At 32.3% G+C, this 17,245-nt stretch carries 16 protein-coding genes; 13 read left to right on the top strand and 3 right to left on the bottom strand.

The genetic code is table 11. The features are described 5' to 3' along the window. Window positions 1-366: 366 nt before the first annotated feature. From FPV17_RS19435 to FPV17_RS19425, 4 genes are all read left to right on the top strand, one after another. Window positions 367-1,131 (top strand): hypothetical protein, encoded by a 765-nt coding sequence (locus FPV17_RS19435; RefSeq protein WP_144560139.1) that lies wholly within the window; start codon window positions 367-369, stop codon window positions 1,129-1,131. 674 nt (window positions 1,132-1,805) lie between these two features. Further along, window positions 1,806-2,894, top strand: a complete 1,089-nt coding sequence (locus FPV17_RS19430; RefSeq protein WP_144560138.1) for a response regulator aspartate phosphatase — start codon at window positions 1,806-1,808, stop codon at window positions 2,892-2,894. Next, on the top strand, window positions 2,891-3,040 hold the full coding sequence (locus tag FPV17_RS22105; RefSeq protein WP_186370667.1) for a hypothetical protein: 150 nt from the start codon (window positions 2,891-2,893) through the stop codon (window positions 3,038-3,040). The genes FPV17_RS19430 and FPV17_RS22105 overlap by 4 nt, the downstream gene beginning before the upstream one ends. 158 nt (window positions 3,041-3,198) lie before the next feature. Then, window positions 3,199-4,251: a Rap family tetratricopeptide repeat protein gene (locus FPV17_RS19425; RefSeq protein WP_186370808.1), complete on the top strand. Its 1,053-nt coding sequence runs from the start codon at window positions 3,199-3,201 to the stop codon at window positions 4,249-4,251. A gap of 371 nt (window positions 4,252-4,622) precedes the next feature. Here FPV17_RS19425 and FPV17_RS19420 read toward each other — a convergent pair whose 3' ends face one another. The 3 genes from FPV17_RS19420 to FPV17_RS19410 all read right to left on the bottom strand — a co-directional run bounded on the left by FPV17_RS19420 (window position 4,623) and on the right by FPV17_RS19410 (window position 7,746). Then, the gene (locus FPV17_RS19420; RefSeq protein WP_144560136.1) at window positions 4,623-5,033 is read right to left on the bottom strand and encodes a hypothetical protein; all 411 of its coding nucleotides are present in this window, start codon (window positions 5,031-5,033) and stop codon (window positions 4,623-4,625) included. Window positions 5,034-6,110: 1,077 nt separating this feature from the next. Beyond that, window positions 6,111-6,413 carry a hypothetical protein gene (locus tag FPV17_RS19415; protein WP_144560135.1) on the bottom strand — a complete coding sequence of 101 codons (303 nt, stop codon included), beginning with the start codon at window positions 6,411-6,413 and terminating at the stop codon, window positions 6,111-6,113. Window positions 6,414-6,441: 28 nt separating this feature from the next. Continuing rightward, entirely contained in the window at window positions 6,442-7,746 is a 1,305-nt protein-coding gene (locus FPV17_RS19410) for a hypothetical protein (RefSeq protein ID WP_144560134.1), read from the bottom strand. Between the two features lie 638 nt (window positions 7,747-8,384). On the opposite strand from FPV17_RS19410, the gene galU reads away from it, so the two are divergent. From galU to pssE, 9 genes are read left to right on the top strand one after another with little or no spacing between them, the layout of a single operon-like run. Further along, window positions 8,385-9,269, top strand: a complete 885-nt coding sequence (galU, locus tag FPV17_RS19405) for a UTP--glucose-1-phosphate uridylyltransferase GalU (protein ID WP_144560133.1) — start codon at window positions 8,385-8,387, stop codon at window positions 9,267-9,269. Window positions 9,270-9,281: 12 nt separating this feature from the next. Then, window positions 9,282-9,962: a sugar transferase gene (locus FPV17_RS19400; RefSeq protein ID WP_144560132.1), complete on the top strand. Its 681-nt coding sequence runs from the start codon at window positions 9,282-9,284 to the stop codon at window positions 9,960-9,962. Between the two features lie 29 nt (window positions 9,963-9,991). Further along, the gene (locus tag FPV17_RS19395) at window positions 9,992-11,335 is read left to right on the top strand and encodes a UDP-N-acetylglucosamine 1-carboxyvinyltransferase (protein ID WP_144560131.1); all 1,344 of its coding nucleotides are present in this window, start codon (window positions 9,992-9,994) and stop codon (window positions 11,333-11,335) included. Between the two features lie 20 nt (window positions 11,336-11,355). After that, a complete protein-coding gene (locus FPV17_RS19390; RefSeq protein WP_144560130.1) occupies window positions 11,356-12,669 on the top strand; it encodes a flippase in 1,314 nt (437 codons plus the stop codon). A gap of 13 nt (window positions 12,670-12,682) precedes the next feature. After that, window positions 12,683-13,852, top strand: a complete 1,170-nt coding sequence (locus tag FPV17_RS19385) for a glycosyltransferase family protein (RefSeq protein ID WP_144560129.1) — start codon at window positions 12,683-12,685, stop codon at window positions 13,850-13,852. A 24-nt stretch (window positions 13,853-13,876) separates the two neighbouring features. Beyond that, entirely contained in the window at window positions 13,877-15,172 is a 1,296-nt protein-coding gene (locus tag FPV17_RS19380; protein WP_186370666.1) for an O-antigen ligase family protein, read from the top strand. 20 nt (window positions 15,173-15,192) lie between these two features. Next, the gene (locus tag FPV17_RS19375) at window positions 15,193-16,290 is read left to right on the top strand and encodes a glycosyltransferase family 4 protein (protein WP_144560127.1); all 1,098 of its coding nucleotides are present in this window, start codon (window positions 15,193-15,195) and stop codon (window positions 16,288-16,290) included. Continuing rightward, the gene (gene pssD / locus FPV17_RS19370) at window positions 16,287-16,745 is read left to right on the top strand and encodes a PssD/Cps14F family polysaccharide biosynthesis glycosyltransferase (RefSeq protein WP_144560126.1); all 459 of its coding nucleotides are present in this window, start codon (window positions 16,287-16,289) and stop codon (window positions 16,743-16,745) included. Before FPV17_RS19375 ends, pssD begins: the two co-directional genes overlap by 4 nt. Further along, window positions 16,742-17,239, top strand: coding sequence for a PssE/Cps14G family polysaccharide biosynthesis glycosyltransferase (gene pssE, locus FPV17_RS19365; protein WP_144560124.1), 498 nt, complete (start codon window positions 16,742-16,744; stop codon window positions 17,237-17,239). The genes pssD and pssE overlap by 4 nt, the downstream gene beginning before the upstream one ends. The last annotated feature ends 6 nt before the right edge of the window (window positions 17,240-17,245 follow it).

Raw genomic sequence — 17,245 nt, 5'->3', positions numbered from 1 at the left:
TGCTGATAAGAAACCATGGATGTATTAAAACTATGTTCGCCCTTACTTTTTGTTTAAAAATTTTTAATTTAGGATATTGAGTTATATGTGAATTATCTGCCTCTAGAAATTAATGGGATTTATTTGCTACGATAAGTAGTGAGTTTGGAGGTGAGACCTATGACAAAGTTTATGAAAGTAATGATCATTATAGTTGGTATCCTTATTGTCTTTTTGTTGCTCACATTAATAGTGGCAAGTAATCCATCCGTTAACCAATAAATTGTAATTTATTTATAATAATTACTTAAATTCCCTTTATTTACTTTACTTACATATTTATTTATGGTTTAATTAATGTAAATAAATGTATAAGGATGTGATTTTATGGAATTTAAGAAGTTAGGTTTTTCAATGTTTGTAATACCGGTGTGTATATTAAGCGGAGGATTAATAGCTCAGGCATCAAATGATTACGAAAACATTGAAACACCCGAACAGTATGAAGATTATTTAAAGGATCACATGAGTGAATCATTTTTTAGAGCAGATTTTGATTTCCATATGCAACAAGATGCTCAAAAAACTCTTAATGATTTTCAATCACTTAGTGCTGCAGAACAACAACAATTTGTAGATTATGTTATGAGTCCAGACGTTTTTTTGGAGATCTCGGAAGCTCTCTCATCTATAAAAATAGATGAGAATGGAAATGGCAATACTTCTCTCTATAATGGTGATATTACTATCGGCGTTGAGAGCGATATTGCACCTAGCACAAGAAATAGACAAGCGCATTCTCTAACTCACGCCGTTACATCTGATTACCTTGGGGTGGATGTTGTTCGAGTATCAACTACATTAAATTTCACTGGTTACGCTGTTGATGGTGATGGTTGTTGCTATGTAGATGAAGATACAATGCAAGCAAATAGCTCTATTCAACGCAATTGGCTCCCGCTATCAAGTTATAATGCAGTGACTTCTGATCCTTGGACTTCAAACGGTGGAATTCAAATTAACGGTGAAACAGTTTGGGAAATTAGTTTTATTCATACAAACATCGGAGCAACAATAGCTAATTGGAAGCATACTTATTGGGCTCCAGGCACTGGTACTGGAATGCACGGTGAGGTTTCTGCTTCATTTTAATCAATACCTTGTATAAAAAATCTTAGAATACTAATCATCAATTAAAAGCTCCTTCCAATTTTTGGTTAAGGAGCTTTTTTGCTTTTATATATCTATCTCTTACTGCTTGTAACAAATCTATAGAAACATAGTTATAAATACTAAGGTATCCTTTGTAAATAAACGCATGACGGTAATTCTTAGATATTGGCGTGCAATAGAAGAAAGAGACAGTAAATCATATTAATGCGAGCAAAATGGTTTAATCCTTGAGCTGATTTAGTAATTAGGAGGAGAGTAAATTAAGAAACGTCTAATGACATTATTTTGCCTAGCTCTCTTGTCGCGGACAACAGCATTCATTATGTTATACAGAGAGTGGAGGGCTTTCGATTGATGAGGAACGAGGCGTCTGCTTTTCCTTTAGGTTTCTACAAGCGGATGTTTCTAGTGCTAATCAATTGCAACTCAAAAACGAGGACTTGGAAGTCGTCTACGAATTTGAGGTTGTTTTTCTCGTAGACTATGAAGTAAGAACCAAATCCTTTCGACTAAAAATGACACTAATAGACAAAATCAGATATGTAAAAAACTTACTGGTTCAACCATTTTCCCAACTTCGAAAATCTTAAATTTCAATTAATTTCCTGTATACTAAATGGAAGAGATTGAAATTGAAGAAATGAGGATTGAATATGAAGACATATGCTGTCGAAAGGGTAGGACAACAAATTGTAGAATGGTATAGCTGCATTATGACAAAGGATATAAAACAAGCAAAATTATTAAAGCTAGAAGTGGATATAATGGTTGCGAATATGGAGCCAGACGACAAAATGTTAGCTTACTATCAATTGGTTTCCTTGCAGTATGATTTGTTGGTTCTAAGAGAAGCTCCAGATGAAAAGACAGAAGCGTTAGACGAAACGATATTAGAAAACATCGCCGTTCAAACAAATGATTATTTAAACTTTATGTATTACTATGTATGGGGTCAGACTGAGTTTTATAAACAACGTTATAAGTCAGCTATACGAACATACAAAATAGCGGAACGGTTAATTGAAAAAGTAAAAGATCCTTTAGAAAAAGCTGAATTCTATCAAAAGCTTGGAATCAGTTATTATCGGATTGATCAATATACCTTTGCGTTTTCCTATCTGGAACAGGCTTTAGAGATCTTTGAGAAAGACCCTAGTTACATATTGAATGTGATATCTTGTAAGCAAATCTTAGCAGGTATTCACAGTGAACTTAAGGAATATGAAAAAGCTGAAGTGATTTATAATGAGTTAATTGTTCTCTCAAAACCATATTCATATTATCAAGGACTCACTACTTATAATAGAGGAGTTAATAGAATTCTTGTTGGCAATTTTGAGGAAGCCATCCAACAATTCAAGAAGGCGTTAGAAATTGAAGAATTTAGGAATTCAGCTATCTATTTAAAAGCAAGGTATCATATTTTAAATTTACAAATGAGGTTGGGAAACTATACTGAAGGACTTGAACAATTAGAGGAAGAAGTACATAATGAAGATGCACAAGAAATTAAAGGGAAGCTTTTAATTTGTCGTGGTCTGTATTTAAATGAAGGCTACTCGTTTATAGAAGAAGGTATAAATTTACTGCAGGCTAACGAATATTATGATGAGTGCCGTGATTTATGTGAAGAGATTTCCAAACATTATAAAAAGATGAATGATTTCGAAATGGCTTTATATTACTTGGAGTGTGCAAATGAAATGAGTAATAAAACAATACTAGGGGTTGATCAAAGTTGAAAAAGTTGTTAACTGGTTTAGTGGTTGTTTTTGTTCTAGGTTCTATAGGTTTTACGGCAAACGCTATTGATACAGCAGGTCCTAAGCATGAGCATAGTCCTGCGAGTTTTGGTTTAGTAGAAACTTTTATTAAGCATGAGCATTGATTGAATTGATTTGTAAAATCGCTACACGATCTAAGTAGTACTCCTTTATTATTTTGGAAAACCCTCATCTTTTGAACAGACGAGGGTTTTTCAGTATATATAGAAAGAAAAGAGGGCAGTTATGGAGGGTTTAGCAGTTGAAAGGGTAGGACAAAAAAATCGTAGATTGGTATAGTTGTATTAAGACAAATGATGTAAAACAAGCAAAGTTGTTAAAGCCAGAAGTCGATGTACTGGTTGCCAATATGAACCCAGACGACAAAATGCTTGCTTATTATCAATTAGTTTCATTGCAATATGATCTATTAATCTTGAAAGTGTCTCCAGAGGAAGCGAAAACCAAATTAGATGTGAGTGTATTGGAGGGCATTGCAAATCAGGCAGACGATTATCTTAAATTCATGTACTACTATGTTTGTGGGAGAGCTGAGTTTTATCACAAGCGTTATAAGTCGGCGATACGTACCTATAAAATTGCCGAACGATTAATAGAAGAAGTCAAAGATCCTGTGGAAAAAGCTGAATTCTATCAGAAACTTGGGATTAGTTATTATCAAATCGATCAATACACGTTCGCATATACCTATCTTGAACTAGCCTTAGAATTTTTTGAGAAGAACTCCAGCTATAAGATTAATGTCTTTATGTGCAAGCAAATTTTAGCGAGCATTTTTAATGAACTTCATCAACAAGCTAAGGCTCAAGAGATGTATGATGATTTATTAACTGTCACAAAATCTTTTCCTTATGATCAAGCTGTAACCAACTATAATATTGGAATCAACAGAATTTGGAGAGGTAACTTTAAAGAAGCTATAGCTTACTTTAAACAAGCTCTAGAGAATCCAGAATTTCAAAAGTCAGCTATTTTTATAAAAGCTCATTATCATATTATAAATTTAGAAATACGATTAGGTGAAAAACCAAAAGGGCTAGCGTGGCTAGAAGAAGAGGCCAAACTGAAGAATGCGAAAGATATTGAAGGGAAGCTAATGGTCACCCGTGGTTTATATGTAGATGAAGAGAATTCGTTAATTATGCAGGGTTTAGAATTACTAGAATCAAGTCAATGCTTTTATGAAGCTTATGAGATGAGCAGTGAAGCTTCGAAATATTATAAACGGAGTCGAGACCTAAAAAAAACCGCCTATTTTACTAAGTATGCGCACGATATGAAGTGTAAAGCGATTTTAGGACTTGATCAGTCATGAAGAAAGTATTTGCCATGATCGCAGCTTTACTTATTGTAAGTTCTCTTTATCTTGTATCCAATTCTTTCGATGCTTCATCCTCAAAACAAGATACTGACTATAGCGTAATTGAGCTTTACTCACCACCCAAAAATGAAACAGGTAATTGAGATAAGCAATACGTTTCATTTAATTTGAACAACCAAAGAATCAGCTGGTTGTTTTTTTATTTTTATATATTGATAGGTGGAGAACAGACACGATTAAATCTTATTACATAAAAGAGGATCAGTGTTTTTATGTATGTAAACAATGCCGACCACATAAAAGGTAATAAGGGTATTCCTTTAAATAAAGACTAGAAAGAGCCTAAACTCTTCTAGTCATCTTTATTATTCTGCTCTGACTTCAATGATTCTCTCATTAACAATCTCATTTCCATCAAACTCTTGAAGATTCAAATTAAAATCATACATATTCTCTAAGATTTCATCTGGTGGCACTTCTTCAAGGTTAACAGAGAAAGTGAACTCTTGGTCTTCAGGAATTGTACTTGGGATTTCAGCATGAATAGATGCACTCTCATGTTCAAAGTATTCATTTACTCCATCATCCAAAAACAATAGTTCGTAGGCAACATCAATCTCCTGATTGTTTTCGTTTTCGAGAATCATTGCAAAAGTTGGTATCGGCTCAGAAACAAACTGGGAATGAACAAACTGAACATCATTCAAGTCAGTCCCTGAAGAGCATCCGGCTAATAAGAAAAAAGAAGATAGTGTGTAAAGAGATAATTTCTTCAAATGAAGACCCCCATTTATAAAATTTTTATAAATTATTAATAGTCTGTATTTATAAATTTATCATATATGGTTATAATCAGTTAATCTACTAAGCATTTCGTTTTTAGTTAGAGTGGAATTTCAGTGAACCCATAAAAAGTCATCAGAGTCTATCAAAATGGTTTTGGGAGTGGTTCGTATAATATTTATATTTTGCGAAGATACTAAAAATATTCGGCAATTTCCTCTTAATCACAAAAAACCAATAATTTTTCGACACCAAGTCTAATGCTTTGTGTAAGAAAAATAAAGAGGGAAGGAGTATGACATGAATTCAAAAAATCGTTTTCTATTATCGTTTTCTATTTCAATAATTATTTTTATTGGTACCTTTTTTATACTAGGTTTAGAGCAAGCCTTTTATTATTCACTTGGCTTTTTCCTTGTATACTTCTTTGTCTATCCATGGCTTTTAAAAATAAAGAATGATAGTGAAAACTCTAGTTCACGTTAGAATAAATACAGAGAAGGATATTACTCAAAGCACAGGTTTATCATTGATCTGTGCTTTCTTGACATACTACAGAAACGTTATAAGGATAACAACATTCATTCTGTTTCTATTAAAGACAGAGAGTGGAGAGCTTCCAATTGATGAGGAACAAGGCGTCTTCTTTTCCTTTGGTTTTCTAGAAGCGGATGTTTCTAGTCCTATCCAATTGCAATTCAAAAACAAGGACTTGGAAGTTGTCTACGAGTTTGAGGTTGAGTGACAACAGAGTGTATTTTCCTCATAAACTATAAAGCATGAATAATTTAGTAAACCAACTCCGAGTCTAATCGACAAAAATGCTCCCTCCAAATTTTTTACATTGAAGGGAGCATGACGTGAGGTTTTTCTTTTACTTATTACTTTGATACGTTCGTAAGGTATTTCTCAAATATTGATGAAACTACTATGCCGTTGGTTAGTTAAATTGCAACCCCTTTCCCCATCCTCTTGATGAGAAGGGAGTATTTTGAACACCTGTTAAGTGTGCACCTAGTTTATTCGGGGCACTAACCCTTCATTCAATGATCTTGTATAGATAGAAAGGTTTAATACTCTAGAAGAAAAAGAATACCTAACACCAGTAAAGCAATTATTATTGCAGTCACTATGCTTCTCGATCTACTGAGGTATTTTCTAGAGATAAAATAACTTATGACCAATGATATAACAATAGGTGAAACAAAGTAACCAGCTAAAAAAGAATGATCCCAGAAGGTAAAGCCTGTTAATTCAGTTCCAATGAGCAATAAATAAAGGCTATAGAGCATTCCAACCATAAGTGATAATAAGAGAGACGTTAGTAAATAAGCCATTAATTTAAAAGAAAAGTTAAATACTGATTGATACAAGTAGCACTACCTCCAACCTGTTTAATTATTAATAACTAAATTTAAAGCTTTGTTGAGGCATACCAGGAATTAAATTTGAAAATGACCCTCCGGTTTTTGTATAAAGCTTTGTGTAAGTTGAGCCATTTAAAGATCTAATGTACATTTCATGGTTTGGTGCTTTATCATGTGCGCCGTTTACACTAAAAGAAGGAGCCTTTTTAAGGGTTGCTTCATAAAAGTAATTAATATTAGGATAAACTTTACTGAATGGAATACCTATATCATGTCTGACATTCCACGTTTTTGTACTTGTCGTATTTGTACCTCTGTTCATTGTAATACCACTACTACTGGCAGTTTGCCTCCCTGTAACAGTATTGCAATTTTCATCTTTGCAGCCAACTGTTTCGCCTACTGACTTTGAAAGGGTTATTGAATTACCATCAGTCATTTTTGTTGAAACATCGGCTCTTGTTCTATATTTACTTGAAGTTGCTGAAAAACCCCGGTTATCTCCTTTAAACCAATTATGATTAGAAATTGGATTAGGATTTTTAACTGATTTAGCTGGAATGAAAGTATTATACCTTATTAAAAAATTTCCTTTTGCTGTCGGGTTAGGTAAAGTAGCGAATGTTTGAAATTCATCATTTGGTATTTCAATTAATGTATTCAATGATCCTTCTATCTTTAATGCCTCTTCAATCTCATCAGAAGTGAGCCCTTTATTCATAAGCTCTAGCTCTAATGGTGTACTATATTCTTCTTCCATTGTTAATGCAGCCGCAACTTGATAATTGTAATAAGTTCCTTTTTCTAATGCATCATCTATAAAGTATTCATTATCAGTAGTACCGATTAACTCTCCATCGCGAAAAATTTCATACGGATAATCAGTTGGTAAATCAGACCAAAATAACTTAACGATATTGTCATTTATTATAGCTTCTAATGAATTGCTTGCTAAAGCTTCTCTAAGATCATGCTCCTGAGGATCTTCAGAACCAGTCTCAGTATCTAAAAATAAGTTATTATCAGTATCGAACAGATATTCATCATTTTTAATTTTTAAATAATACTGATCAATAATCTCATTGCCCTCATTTAAAAAATCTATTTTATAATTCTCTACTTCTTCTTCTAACTCTAATTCAAAGTGGTTAACTTGACTTGTTACTAAAAGCTCATTTTGACTATAGATCTTTATAACATTTTCATTATCAGGTAGTTCTAAGACGACAGATCCATTTTCTTTTTTGATAACGACATCTTCTACTGATGCAACGGCATAATTCGAATGTAATAATGCAAAAACACTGAAAGAAATTGTTGTAAAGAATATTTTTTTCATAATTCTTGCCCCCTTTAAAACATTTACATAAATTATAGGTGAAAAGATCTATAATAATAGAGAATATCAATAAATTTTAGAAATAATTTATACCTGTGGTTAATTGTGTATTTTAATGATCTTAAAAAATCTCGTTTACTGATTGAAAATTGGTCCTTTGACGATCAGTGTCCTTACAGAAGGAATTGTAAAACCAACATAAAGTATTGCTTTAATTTTATAATATCTACCAATTCCGTAACCAAAGCTTAACAATAAAAGGTTTATTTTGGAGGAAAGTTTTCTAGCCTTTCCTATAAAACTATGGTAAATTATGAGTAGCGCTCTCAAACTTGTAGAAATCAGCATGATATTGTCAAAAAAGTGGGGTTTGAACCACTTTTTGTTCGTTTTTGAGTGTTTCATCTATTTGGTCATGTCTTCAATACCATTATCAATGAAGGCACTCGGCTATGCTAAGGGTATCACCTTAGGCGCTGGTCGCCGATGGCATGGTGTGAGGAGAGGTTCAATGCCTCTGGTCAATACGACCATACGAAAAATTAAAAAAAACGGTTAGAAAAGCGCTTACATGTATAATGTAGGGATTTTTCTAACTGTTTTTTATTGTTGTATTAGAGATAATAGGGGGAATTGTGTTGAAAAAAATAAAAAAAGCCATCATACCAGCAGCTGGTTTAGGGACTCGGTTCTTACCAGCAACAAAGGCCATGCCAAAAGAAATGCTGCCAATTGTGGACAAGCCAACAATTCAGTACATTATTGAAGAAGCAGTACAGTCTGGAATTGAAGACATTATCATCGTAACAGGAAAAGGCAAGCGAGCGATCGAAGACCATTTTGATCATTCCTTTGAACTAGAGCAAAACCTTTTTAACAAAGGCAAGCTCGATATGCTTGAGAAAGTCGAAGCATCCTCCAAGATTGATATCCACTACATAAGACAAAAAGAACCAAAAGGATTAGGACACGCTGTATGGTGTGCAAGAAAATTCATTGGAAATGAACCATTTGCTGTGCTTCTTGGCGATGACATTGTACAAGCGGATACACCTTGTTTAAAACAATTAATGAATCAATACGAAGAAACAGAACGCTCGGTTATTGGCGTACAAACCGTCCCAGATGATGCGACACACCGCTATGGAATAATTGATCCAACATCACAAAATGGACGCCTTTACGGAGTATCGCAATTTGTTGAAAAACCAAAATCAGGTACGGCACCTTCCAATTTAGCAATTATGGGACGTTACGTATTAACCCCAGAAATCTTTGCGTTATTAGAGCAGCAAGAAACAGGAGCAGGTGGAGAGATTCAACTGACGGATGCCATTCAAGCATTAAACGAGCTTCAACAAGTATATGCGTATGACTTTGAAGGAAGCCGCTACGATGTCGGTGAAAAGCTAGGATTCGTGCTAACGCAAATTGAATTTGCGATGCAGAACGACGAATTGAGAGATGAGTTAATGAAGAAATTGATTCAATACGTCACGGAACATCAAGCATTTTTAAAATAAAGGAGTGTCTAGATGGAGGCTGCGCGCGAAAGAAAGGTAGCGGAAAAGAAAGCGCAAGTACGAGAAGAACTACATATTAATGATTCGATCTTTTATCTCTTTAGTAAACGTTCGTTGGATATTATTGCGTCTCTATTAGGCATCATTTTCTTATCACCCTTATTTTTAGTTATTGCCATCTTAATTAAATATGAAGACCGAAAAGGTCCTATCTTCTTTAAACAAGTTCGAGTCGGGAAAGATGGGAAAGAGTTCTATATGTACAAGTTCCGATCGATGGTAAGCAACGCAGAAGAATTACTACATGACTTACTGAAGCAAAATGAAGTGAGTGGACATATGTTTAAAATGAAGGATGACCCACGTGTGACGAGAATTGGTAAATTCATTAGAAAAACAAGCATTGATGAATTGCCTCAGTTATTAAACGTTTTAAAAGGCGATATGAGCCTAGTTGGGCCAAGACCTCCATTAACTAGAGAAGTTGCTGAATACAGCAGCTATCATAAACAACGGTTACTTGTAAAGCCTGGGTGTACGGGAATTTGGCAAGTGAGCGCGAGAAATGATGTGGGCTTTGAAGAGATGGTCGAGATGGATATCCAATATATAAAAGAAAGAACTATTTTAAAAGACACTATACTTATAATAAAAACAATAGGTGTTATGTTAAAACCAAAGGCTGCTTATTAAAATTTAGGAATATAGAGAGGGTTGTACTGATGTATAATTTAGATATTATAGATAAAAAACAAAATACAATTACAGCACCATATTTGGAAATAGAAGGTGGTTTTCCACTAGAAGGGAAAGTTCAAATACCAGGTGCTAAAAATGCTGCTTTGCCTGCAATTGTGGCTGCATGTTTATCTAAAGATACCGTTGTACTACACAACGTGCCAGTAAATCTAAATGACATGAAATTACTTATACAGCTCTTAAGAGATGGTGGAGCCTCTGTCATATATAATAAATTGGATGATACGTTAGTATGTAATGGGTCTAATTGGAATGGGGGAGAACTAGATAGCGATATATGTAGTAAAATTAGGCATTCTTTGCTCTTGCTTGGATTATCAAGTAGCTGGAAAAAAGAAATATTCATTCCAATGCCAGGTGGTTGTGATTTAGGAAATCGTAAGCATGATATGCATATTGATGCTTTAACTGCTCTGGGAGATGGAATCTCAGAAGAAGATGGGATAAAGTTATATCCTGGTAATTGCTCAAAAGAGTTATCAATTGAGTTCTATTATCCAACTTTTGGTGGGACTTTAAATGCCATATTTTCATCTGTTACAAAGAACAACTCTCAAATTACTATACATAATGCTGCGAAGAACCCCGAAGTAATAGATGTAATAGAATTATTGAAAAAAATGGGTGCAAATATTGAATGGACAGGTGAAAAAACATTAAGAATAATAGGTGTTAGTGATTTAAAAGGAACGGACCATCTAGTAATGCCTGACCGCATTATTGGTGCAACAGTTATAGCTGCAACTGCCATCACTAATGGCAATGTATTACTGGAAAATTTTGATAGAGATTTATTGTTCAGTGAAATTGAGGTTTGGACTAAATCAAATATAAAATTCAGTCAAGAAGATAATGGATTAAGAATTCAAGCAAAAAAAAATGATCTCAAACCAAGTGATATAACAACAAGAGCTTACCCAGGTTTTCACACCGATATTCAGCCTCTACATACATTATTAATGACCTTTGCAAAAGGGAATTCTAAAATAAAAGAGACAATATTGGATGGTCGTTTTAAGTATTGTAACGAATTAAATAAAATGGGAGCAAAAATCTCAGTAGAAGATGGGGATTTTATATGTGTGAATGGTGCGCAAGGTCAAATAGCTAAAGTTGACGGTGTTAATGAATTAGAAGGCACTCTGGTTAAGGCCACTGATATTAGAGGGGGAGCAGCGGTAGCAGTAGCTGCTTTAGCAGCAAAAGGAATAACTACTGTTACAAATATTTATCAATTAGAAAGAGGTTATGATAATTTCGTTGAAATGTACAACTCATTAGGTGCAAAAGTAAAGAGGGTTGAGTAATTAAGAAGAAGGTAATCTTAATGAGAAAAGTTGAAAGTAATAGTACGTTATTGCATATTTCAATAACGTTAATTACAAGGATTATTGTTTTATTAGGAAGTTTTGTTGTCTCTGTACTTCTCGCTCGCTTATTAGGACCGGAAGGTAAGGGAATTGTAACTTCTATTATGGTAGTTCCATTATTATTAATATCTTTGGCTGAATTGGGATTAAGACAAGCATCTGCTTATTTTATTGGGCGTAAACTCTATACTGTAAAAGAAGTGATATCTTCACTCAATTTTCTTTGGTTTGTCACTTCTTTTTTTAGTGTAATAATTGTTTTTACCGCTTTCACTTTACAATATACTCAATACCATCCCATGCTACTATTGATAGCTGCGCTTACAATTCCGTTTAATCTTATTATTAATTATGCTAAGGGAGTTTTCCAAGGGATACAGAGATATGCAATTATTAACAGTTTTGAAGTTTATAAAATAATATTAAACTTTATATTGGTGATATTACTAGTCTGGATATTTAATCTAGATGTATTGGGTGCATTACTGGTTCAATTAATAATAGGGATAATAATAGCTTTGTATAGTCTGAGAGTTATTAAAAAAGCATATCCAATTAAATTTAAAATTAATTTCAATATATCGAAAGAATTATTATTAAAAGGTGTTACTTTTGGTCTAGCCTTATTTATTCTTCAATTGAATTACAGGATAGATATCGTATTTCTGGAGTATTTTGTTAATTCCGAAGCTGTAGGTTATTATTCTGTAGGGACAAATATGGCCGAATTAATTTGGCAAGTTCCAGCAGCTGTGAGCCTTGTGTTATTTGGTAAAAGTGCGAACAGTAAATCTACCAAGGAAGCTGTTAATAGATCTATTATGTTAATGAGATTTATTTTACCAGCTTTATTTATTTTTTGTATTGCTTTTGCTGTCTTCTCTGATCCTCTAATTAGATTATTATATGGAGAGGTTTATGCACCAGCAGCGTTAATAATACAATTATTATTACCGGGTGTATTTTTTATGGTTATTGTAAAAGTATTACATTCTGACTTAGCCGGTAGAGGATACCCTATGTATGCAATATGGGTTACTACGGGTCCGTTAATAATTAATATATTGTTAAACTTTTTATTTATACCGAGATATGGAATAGAGGGTGCTGCCATAACATCATCAATTACATATTTGATCTCCGGAATTTTATTTATAATAGTTTATGTTAGAAGAGAGAATTTAAAAATCGCTGATGTGATCCTATTAAAAAAATCCGATATTTATGAAGCTCAAAAACTTGTTGCGAAAATTAAGATGAGAAAAAGTTAGAGGGATTAATAAAATGAAGATATTTATGAAGCTATCCAAATTTTCTGGAGGAGCACCAATATCCATGCTTGAATATGCTAAAATTTTTCGGGGGGAAGGTGATAGTGTAAAAATTATTGGTGAGTTTAGTTTTAACGAAAAAAAATTCCAAGATGAGAAATTTGATACATATTCGTTAAGAGAATTTAATTCTAAAACCCCAATTCAAAACATAAAATCTCTTAGGCAGCTAATAAAACTGATAGAACATGATAGACCTGATTTATTAGTAATGTGTACAATCCAAGATTGTATATACGGTTCACTTTTACAAAATTTGATTAGTGTGCCGATCCTTTGTATAATTCCTGGTGGCGAGGTACCGACTTATACACCTAAACACTTAGAGCGCTTAAATATGATAGTTTTTAGTGAGGAAAATAAAAATGCTTTGAAATATTTAGGCTTAAATACAAGCTTAATAACTGTTTTACCTAATAGGTTCAAATTTAATGATGCAAATTTAAAATCTATAAAAGATGTAGATTCATCAGATTGTAACGTTTTATTAATTTCGAGATTGGATAACAGTAAAAAACATTCTATTTTCTATTCTATGGATCTTATAAAGCAATTAAATGTAGAGTCGAGTAGTAATTCTGTTGTGATGAGAATACTTGGAGATGGCGAAATTGCTGATGAAGTAAAAAGTTACGCAAATCAAATTAATAACGGATGTAATAAAAAAATAATATTCATTGAGGGTTACAGGGATGATGTAATAAATTATATTAATAACTCTCATATAATTCTGGGCAAAGGACGCTGTATCATCGATTCGTTATATTATGGTAGATACGCGCTTGTTGTAAATGAAGAGAAGAAATATAAAATTTGTAATGAGGTTTCTTATGAACAGTTAAGGGAAAATAATTTCTCGGGTAGAGGGCTGTTAAATCCGGATAACTTAAGTGACTTAAAGGGTATAATTTCTGATATTAATATGGGAAATTACGATAATAAAGAGTTAGAAAATCTTTCTTTGAAGATTAATAGAGACTATAGTATTGATACAGCAATAAATAGTATCTTGACTAAAAGAAAAGTTGCTCAAGAAGAGAGAGTTATTAATACGTCCAAATTAAATTTCGTTCTACAATTTATTCAGTTTTATGCAAAAATCCTTAAAAGTAAAATACAGTGAACTGTTAAAAAGGGGTATTAAGTGGTGAATACTGATCTAGTGCTTAATAACAAATATCAACAATTAATATTTCTTCTATTTGCGTTTACTGCATTAGTGGATAGTTTTAACGGTTTTTTAGTTCATAATTACAGTTTACCAGTTACAATTGGGCAAGTTTACAGGATAATAGTAATTCTTTTGATGATTGGATTCGCGGTTAAATATCAGAAAAAATATAATGCTTCAATCGGCATATGGGTACTATACTATCTAATCTTTATACAATTTATATTTTTTTACTACCATCAATCTGCCTCAGGATTATTTACGGACTTAATGGAGGTTATGCGAGTCTTCCTAATAATAGTCATTATTGAGGCTTTGAGAGCACTTTATAATTATGGGAAAATAAATTTGAATACAATAGAAAAGGTGTTCAAGGTTAGTATTATTCTGTTTCCATTGTGTATAGTGATTCCATGGGTTTTTGGTGTTGGTTATTCTATGTATGTTTTAGACGTTGGATATAGTGCATTTTTCTATGCTGCTAATGATTTAAATGTAGTTTTACTTATGATGCTAATCTTTGCTTTAGATTTAATGTTTAAGGGGATAGAAAACAAGCAACGCTTTTTATTATACGCTATTAGTGTACTCTTGATAATTACTAGTTTATTACTATTAGGTTCAAAAGCCAGTATGTTTTTTGGTGTTTTAATTGTAATATTCTACCTTCTTAAAGGGGTAAATTCCAGCAAAACTATTGGTAATAAATTCAAGTTGATAAGTATTATGGGCTTATCGCTTGGTATTGTTTATGCATCAATTCAATTATTTTTCTTAGATGATCTATTAGCGGCTTTTGATAGACACTTTTTTTTCTTTCAACAAGATGCTGTTGAAAATAATAGCTTTTCTACTTTTATCTTAACGGGAAGAGATGGTTTTTTATCTGCTGCTATCACAGCGTTTAATAATTCTGATTTTGATGTACTAAGGTTTTTATTCGGTGTCGGCTACTATTCACACTTATTAGAAACGGGTTACTTTCTTAATAGAGGACCAACCCCAATAGAAATGGATATGTTTGATGTCTTCTTTAGTTATGGAATAATTGGTCTGGTTTTAATTTATGGATATCTAATATCTATTTTTATTAAAGTTAGTAGAAGAAAAAAAATTAGAGAAGATTACTCAAGGTATTATTTTGGTTTCATTATCGTTATGATGTATAGCTTTTTAGGAGGTCATGTAATATTCTCTGCATTATCGGGGAGTTATTTTGCTTTAATTTGTAGTGGGTTACTTATAGTTAACAATGAACATTTAAGAAAATAGAGATTTGAAGTGGTGCTAATATGAAAATTCTTTTAATTTCCAATATGTACCCCAATAAAGAACATCCTTATTATGGTACTTTCGTAAAAAAAAGTAACGATTTACTAAAAAGGCATTTTGAAATAGAAAAGATTGTTATGTATAAACAGGAAAGTAAGTTAAGAAAATTAGTTAGTTATATTTCTCATTATAGAGAAATACTTAAGAGGGTAAAAAGTAATGACTACGACTACATCTATATACATTATGTATCCCACAATTGTTTGCCTCTATTCTTTATTAATAGTGATATAGTTAAGGAAAAAGTTATATTAAACTTTCATGGCAGTGATCTGATACCAGAAAAAAAGAGTCAGCTATTGTTTCAAATTTTAGTTAGAAATATTGTGAAGAAAGTAGATAACATTATTGTTCCTTCTTCATATTATAAAAAGTTAATTAATAAAAAGTATCCTGAAAATAACAGTTCTATATTTATAAGTCCTTCTAATGGCATTGATAGAAATATGTTCAAAAAACAAAAAGTATTAAATTACGAAAAATATAATTTGTCTTGTAAATATAAATATGTTGGTTTTATAGGAAGAATCTCTTTTGGTAAAGGATGGGATGATTTTCTAAGAGCTATTAGCAACATTCAAATGAAGGGAAATGTTGGGGATGTTAAGTTTTTAGTTGTAGGATCAGGTCCAGAAATTAAAGATTTATTAAAATTAATAGACGAACTTAACATAAAAGAAAGAGTAATACTTTTAGACTCTCAACCTCAGCAAAATCTAGTAGACTTGTATAATATATTAGACTTATTTATTTTCCCTACAAAAAGAGAAGGTGAAAGTTTAGGGTTAGTTGGTCTTGAGGCTTTAGCTTGTGGAACTCCGGTTATCGGAAGTTCCATAGGTGGATTGAAAGAGTATATCGATGACAAAGAGAATGGTTTTTTAATATCTCCAGGAAATTATTCAGAGATAAGCAATAGTATTCAGTGCTTTTATGATATGAGTTACGAAGAGCAATTATCTATGAGTGAAAAATCAATTGAAACAGCAGTAAATTACGATCAAGAAAAAGTCAGCAATGAATTAATGAATTTTCTAAAAGGACTGTATATTAAATGAAGAAGCAAGTAGTCTTTATAAGTTCAAGTGGAGGACATTTTTCTCAGCTACTACAAATTATTAAGGAATATAAGGGCAGTTTTGTACTCATAACTGAAAAAAATAAAACACTTGATTCAAATATGTATAACGACATACGATTTTTAAGACAACAAGATAGAAAAAAATGGTATTTTTCTTTTATTTTCCTTTTGAATGTTGTAAATTCAATAAAATATGTATTTAAAATTAAACCAAAGGTTGTAGTTACAACAGGGGCTGGCGTAACTATACCTTTTTGTCTTTTGGCAAAAATATTAGGTGGGAAAATTATATTTATTGAAAGTTTTGCCAAGGTTCATTCGCCCACTTTGACTGGAAAAATAATTTACAAATTCTCTGATAGACATTACGTTCAGTGGCAAGAGTTATTAAATAACTATCCAAAAGCTATTTACAAGGGGGCAATTTATTGATTTATGTTACAGTTGGGACACAGCATTTTCAATTTAACCGTCTTATTAAAGTGATTGATGAACTAAAAAGTACTGGAGTTATAAAAGAGGATGTCTATTGCCAAATTGGAAAAAGTGATTATAAACCAATAAACTTTTATTTTTCTGATTTTGTAAAAAAAGAAAGGCACCACGAGCTTTTAAAAGAGGCAAATATCTATATCTGTCATGGTGGTACTAGTTCAATTATAGATGGCTTAAAATACAATAAAAAAACTATAGTAGTACCCCGCTTGTCTAAATATGGTGAACATGTAGATGATCATCAATTAGAGATTTCAAAAATATTTTATGATATGAATTACGTAGAATTGGTAACAGATGTAAATGAATTAAGTGATGCATTAATGGATATTAAAGATAAAAAGTTTGATGAATACAAACAAGACACTAAATCTAAACTGACAAAGTCAGTTATCTCTGATATAACTTCATTTTTAAAAACGGAGGTATAAACTAAA

This window comes from Shouchella miscanthi (assembly GCF_007725405.1).
Lineage (GTDB): Bacteria > Bacillota > Bacilli > Bacillales > Bacillaceae_D > Shouchella > Shouchella hunanensis.
Note: the sequence above shows the minus strand (reverse complement) of the source record. Positions and strands in the feature narration are given on the sequence as shown.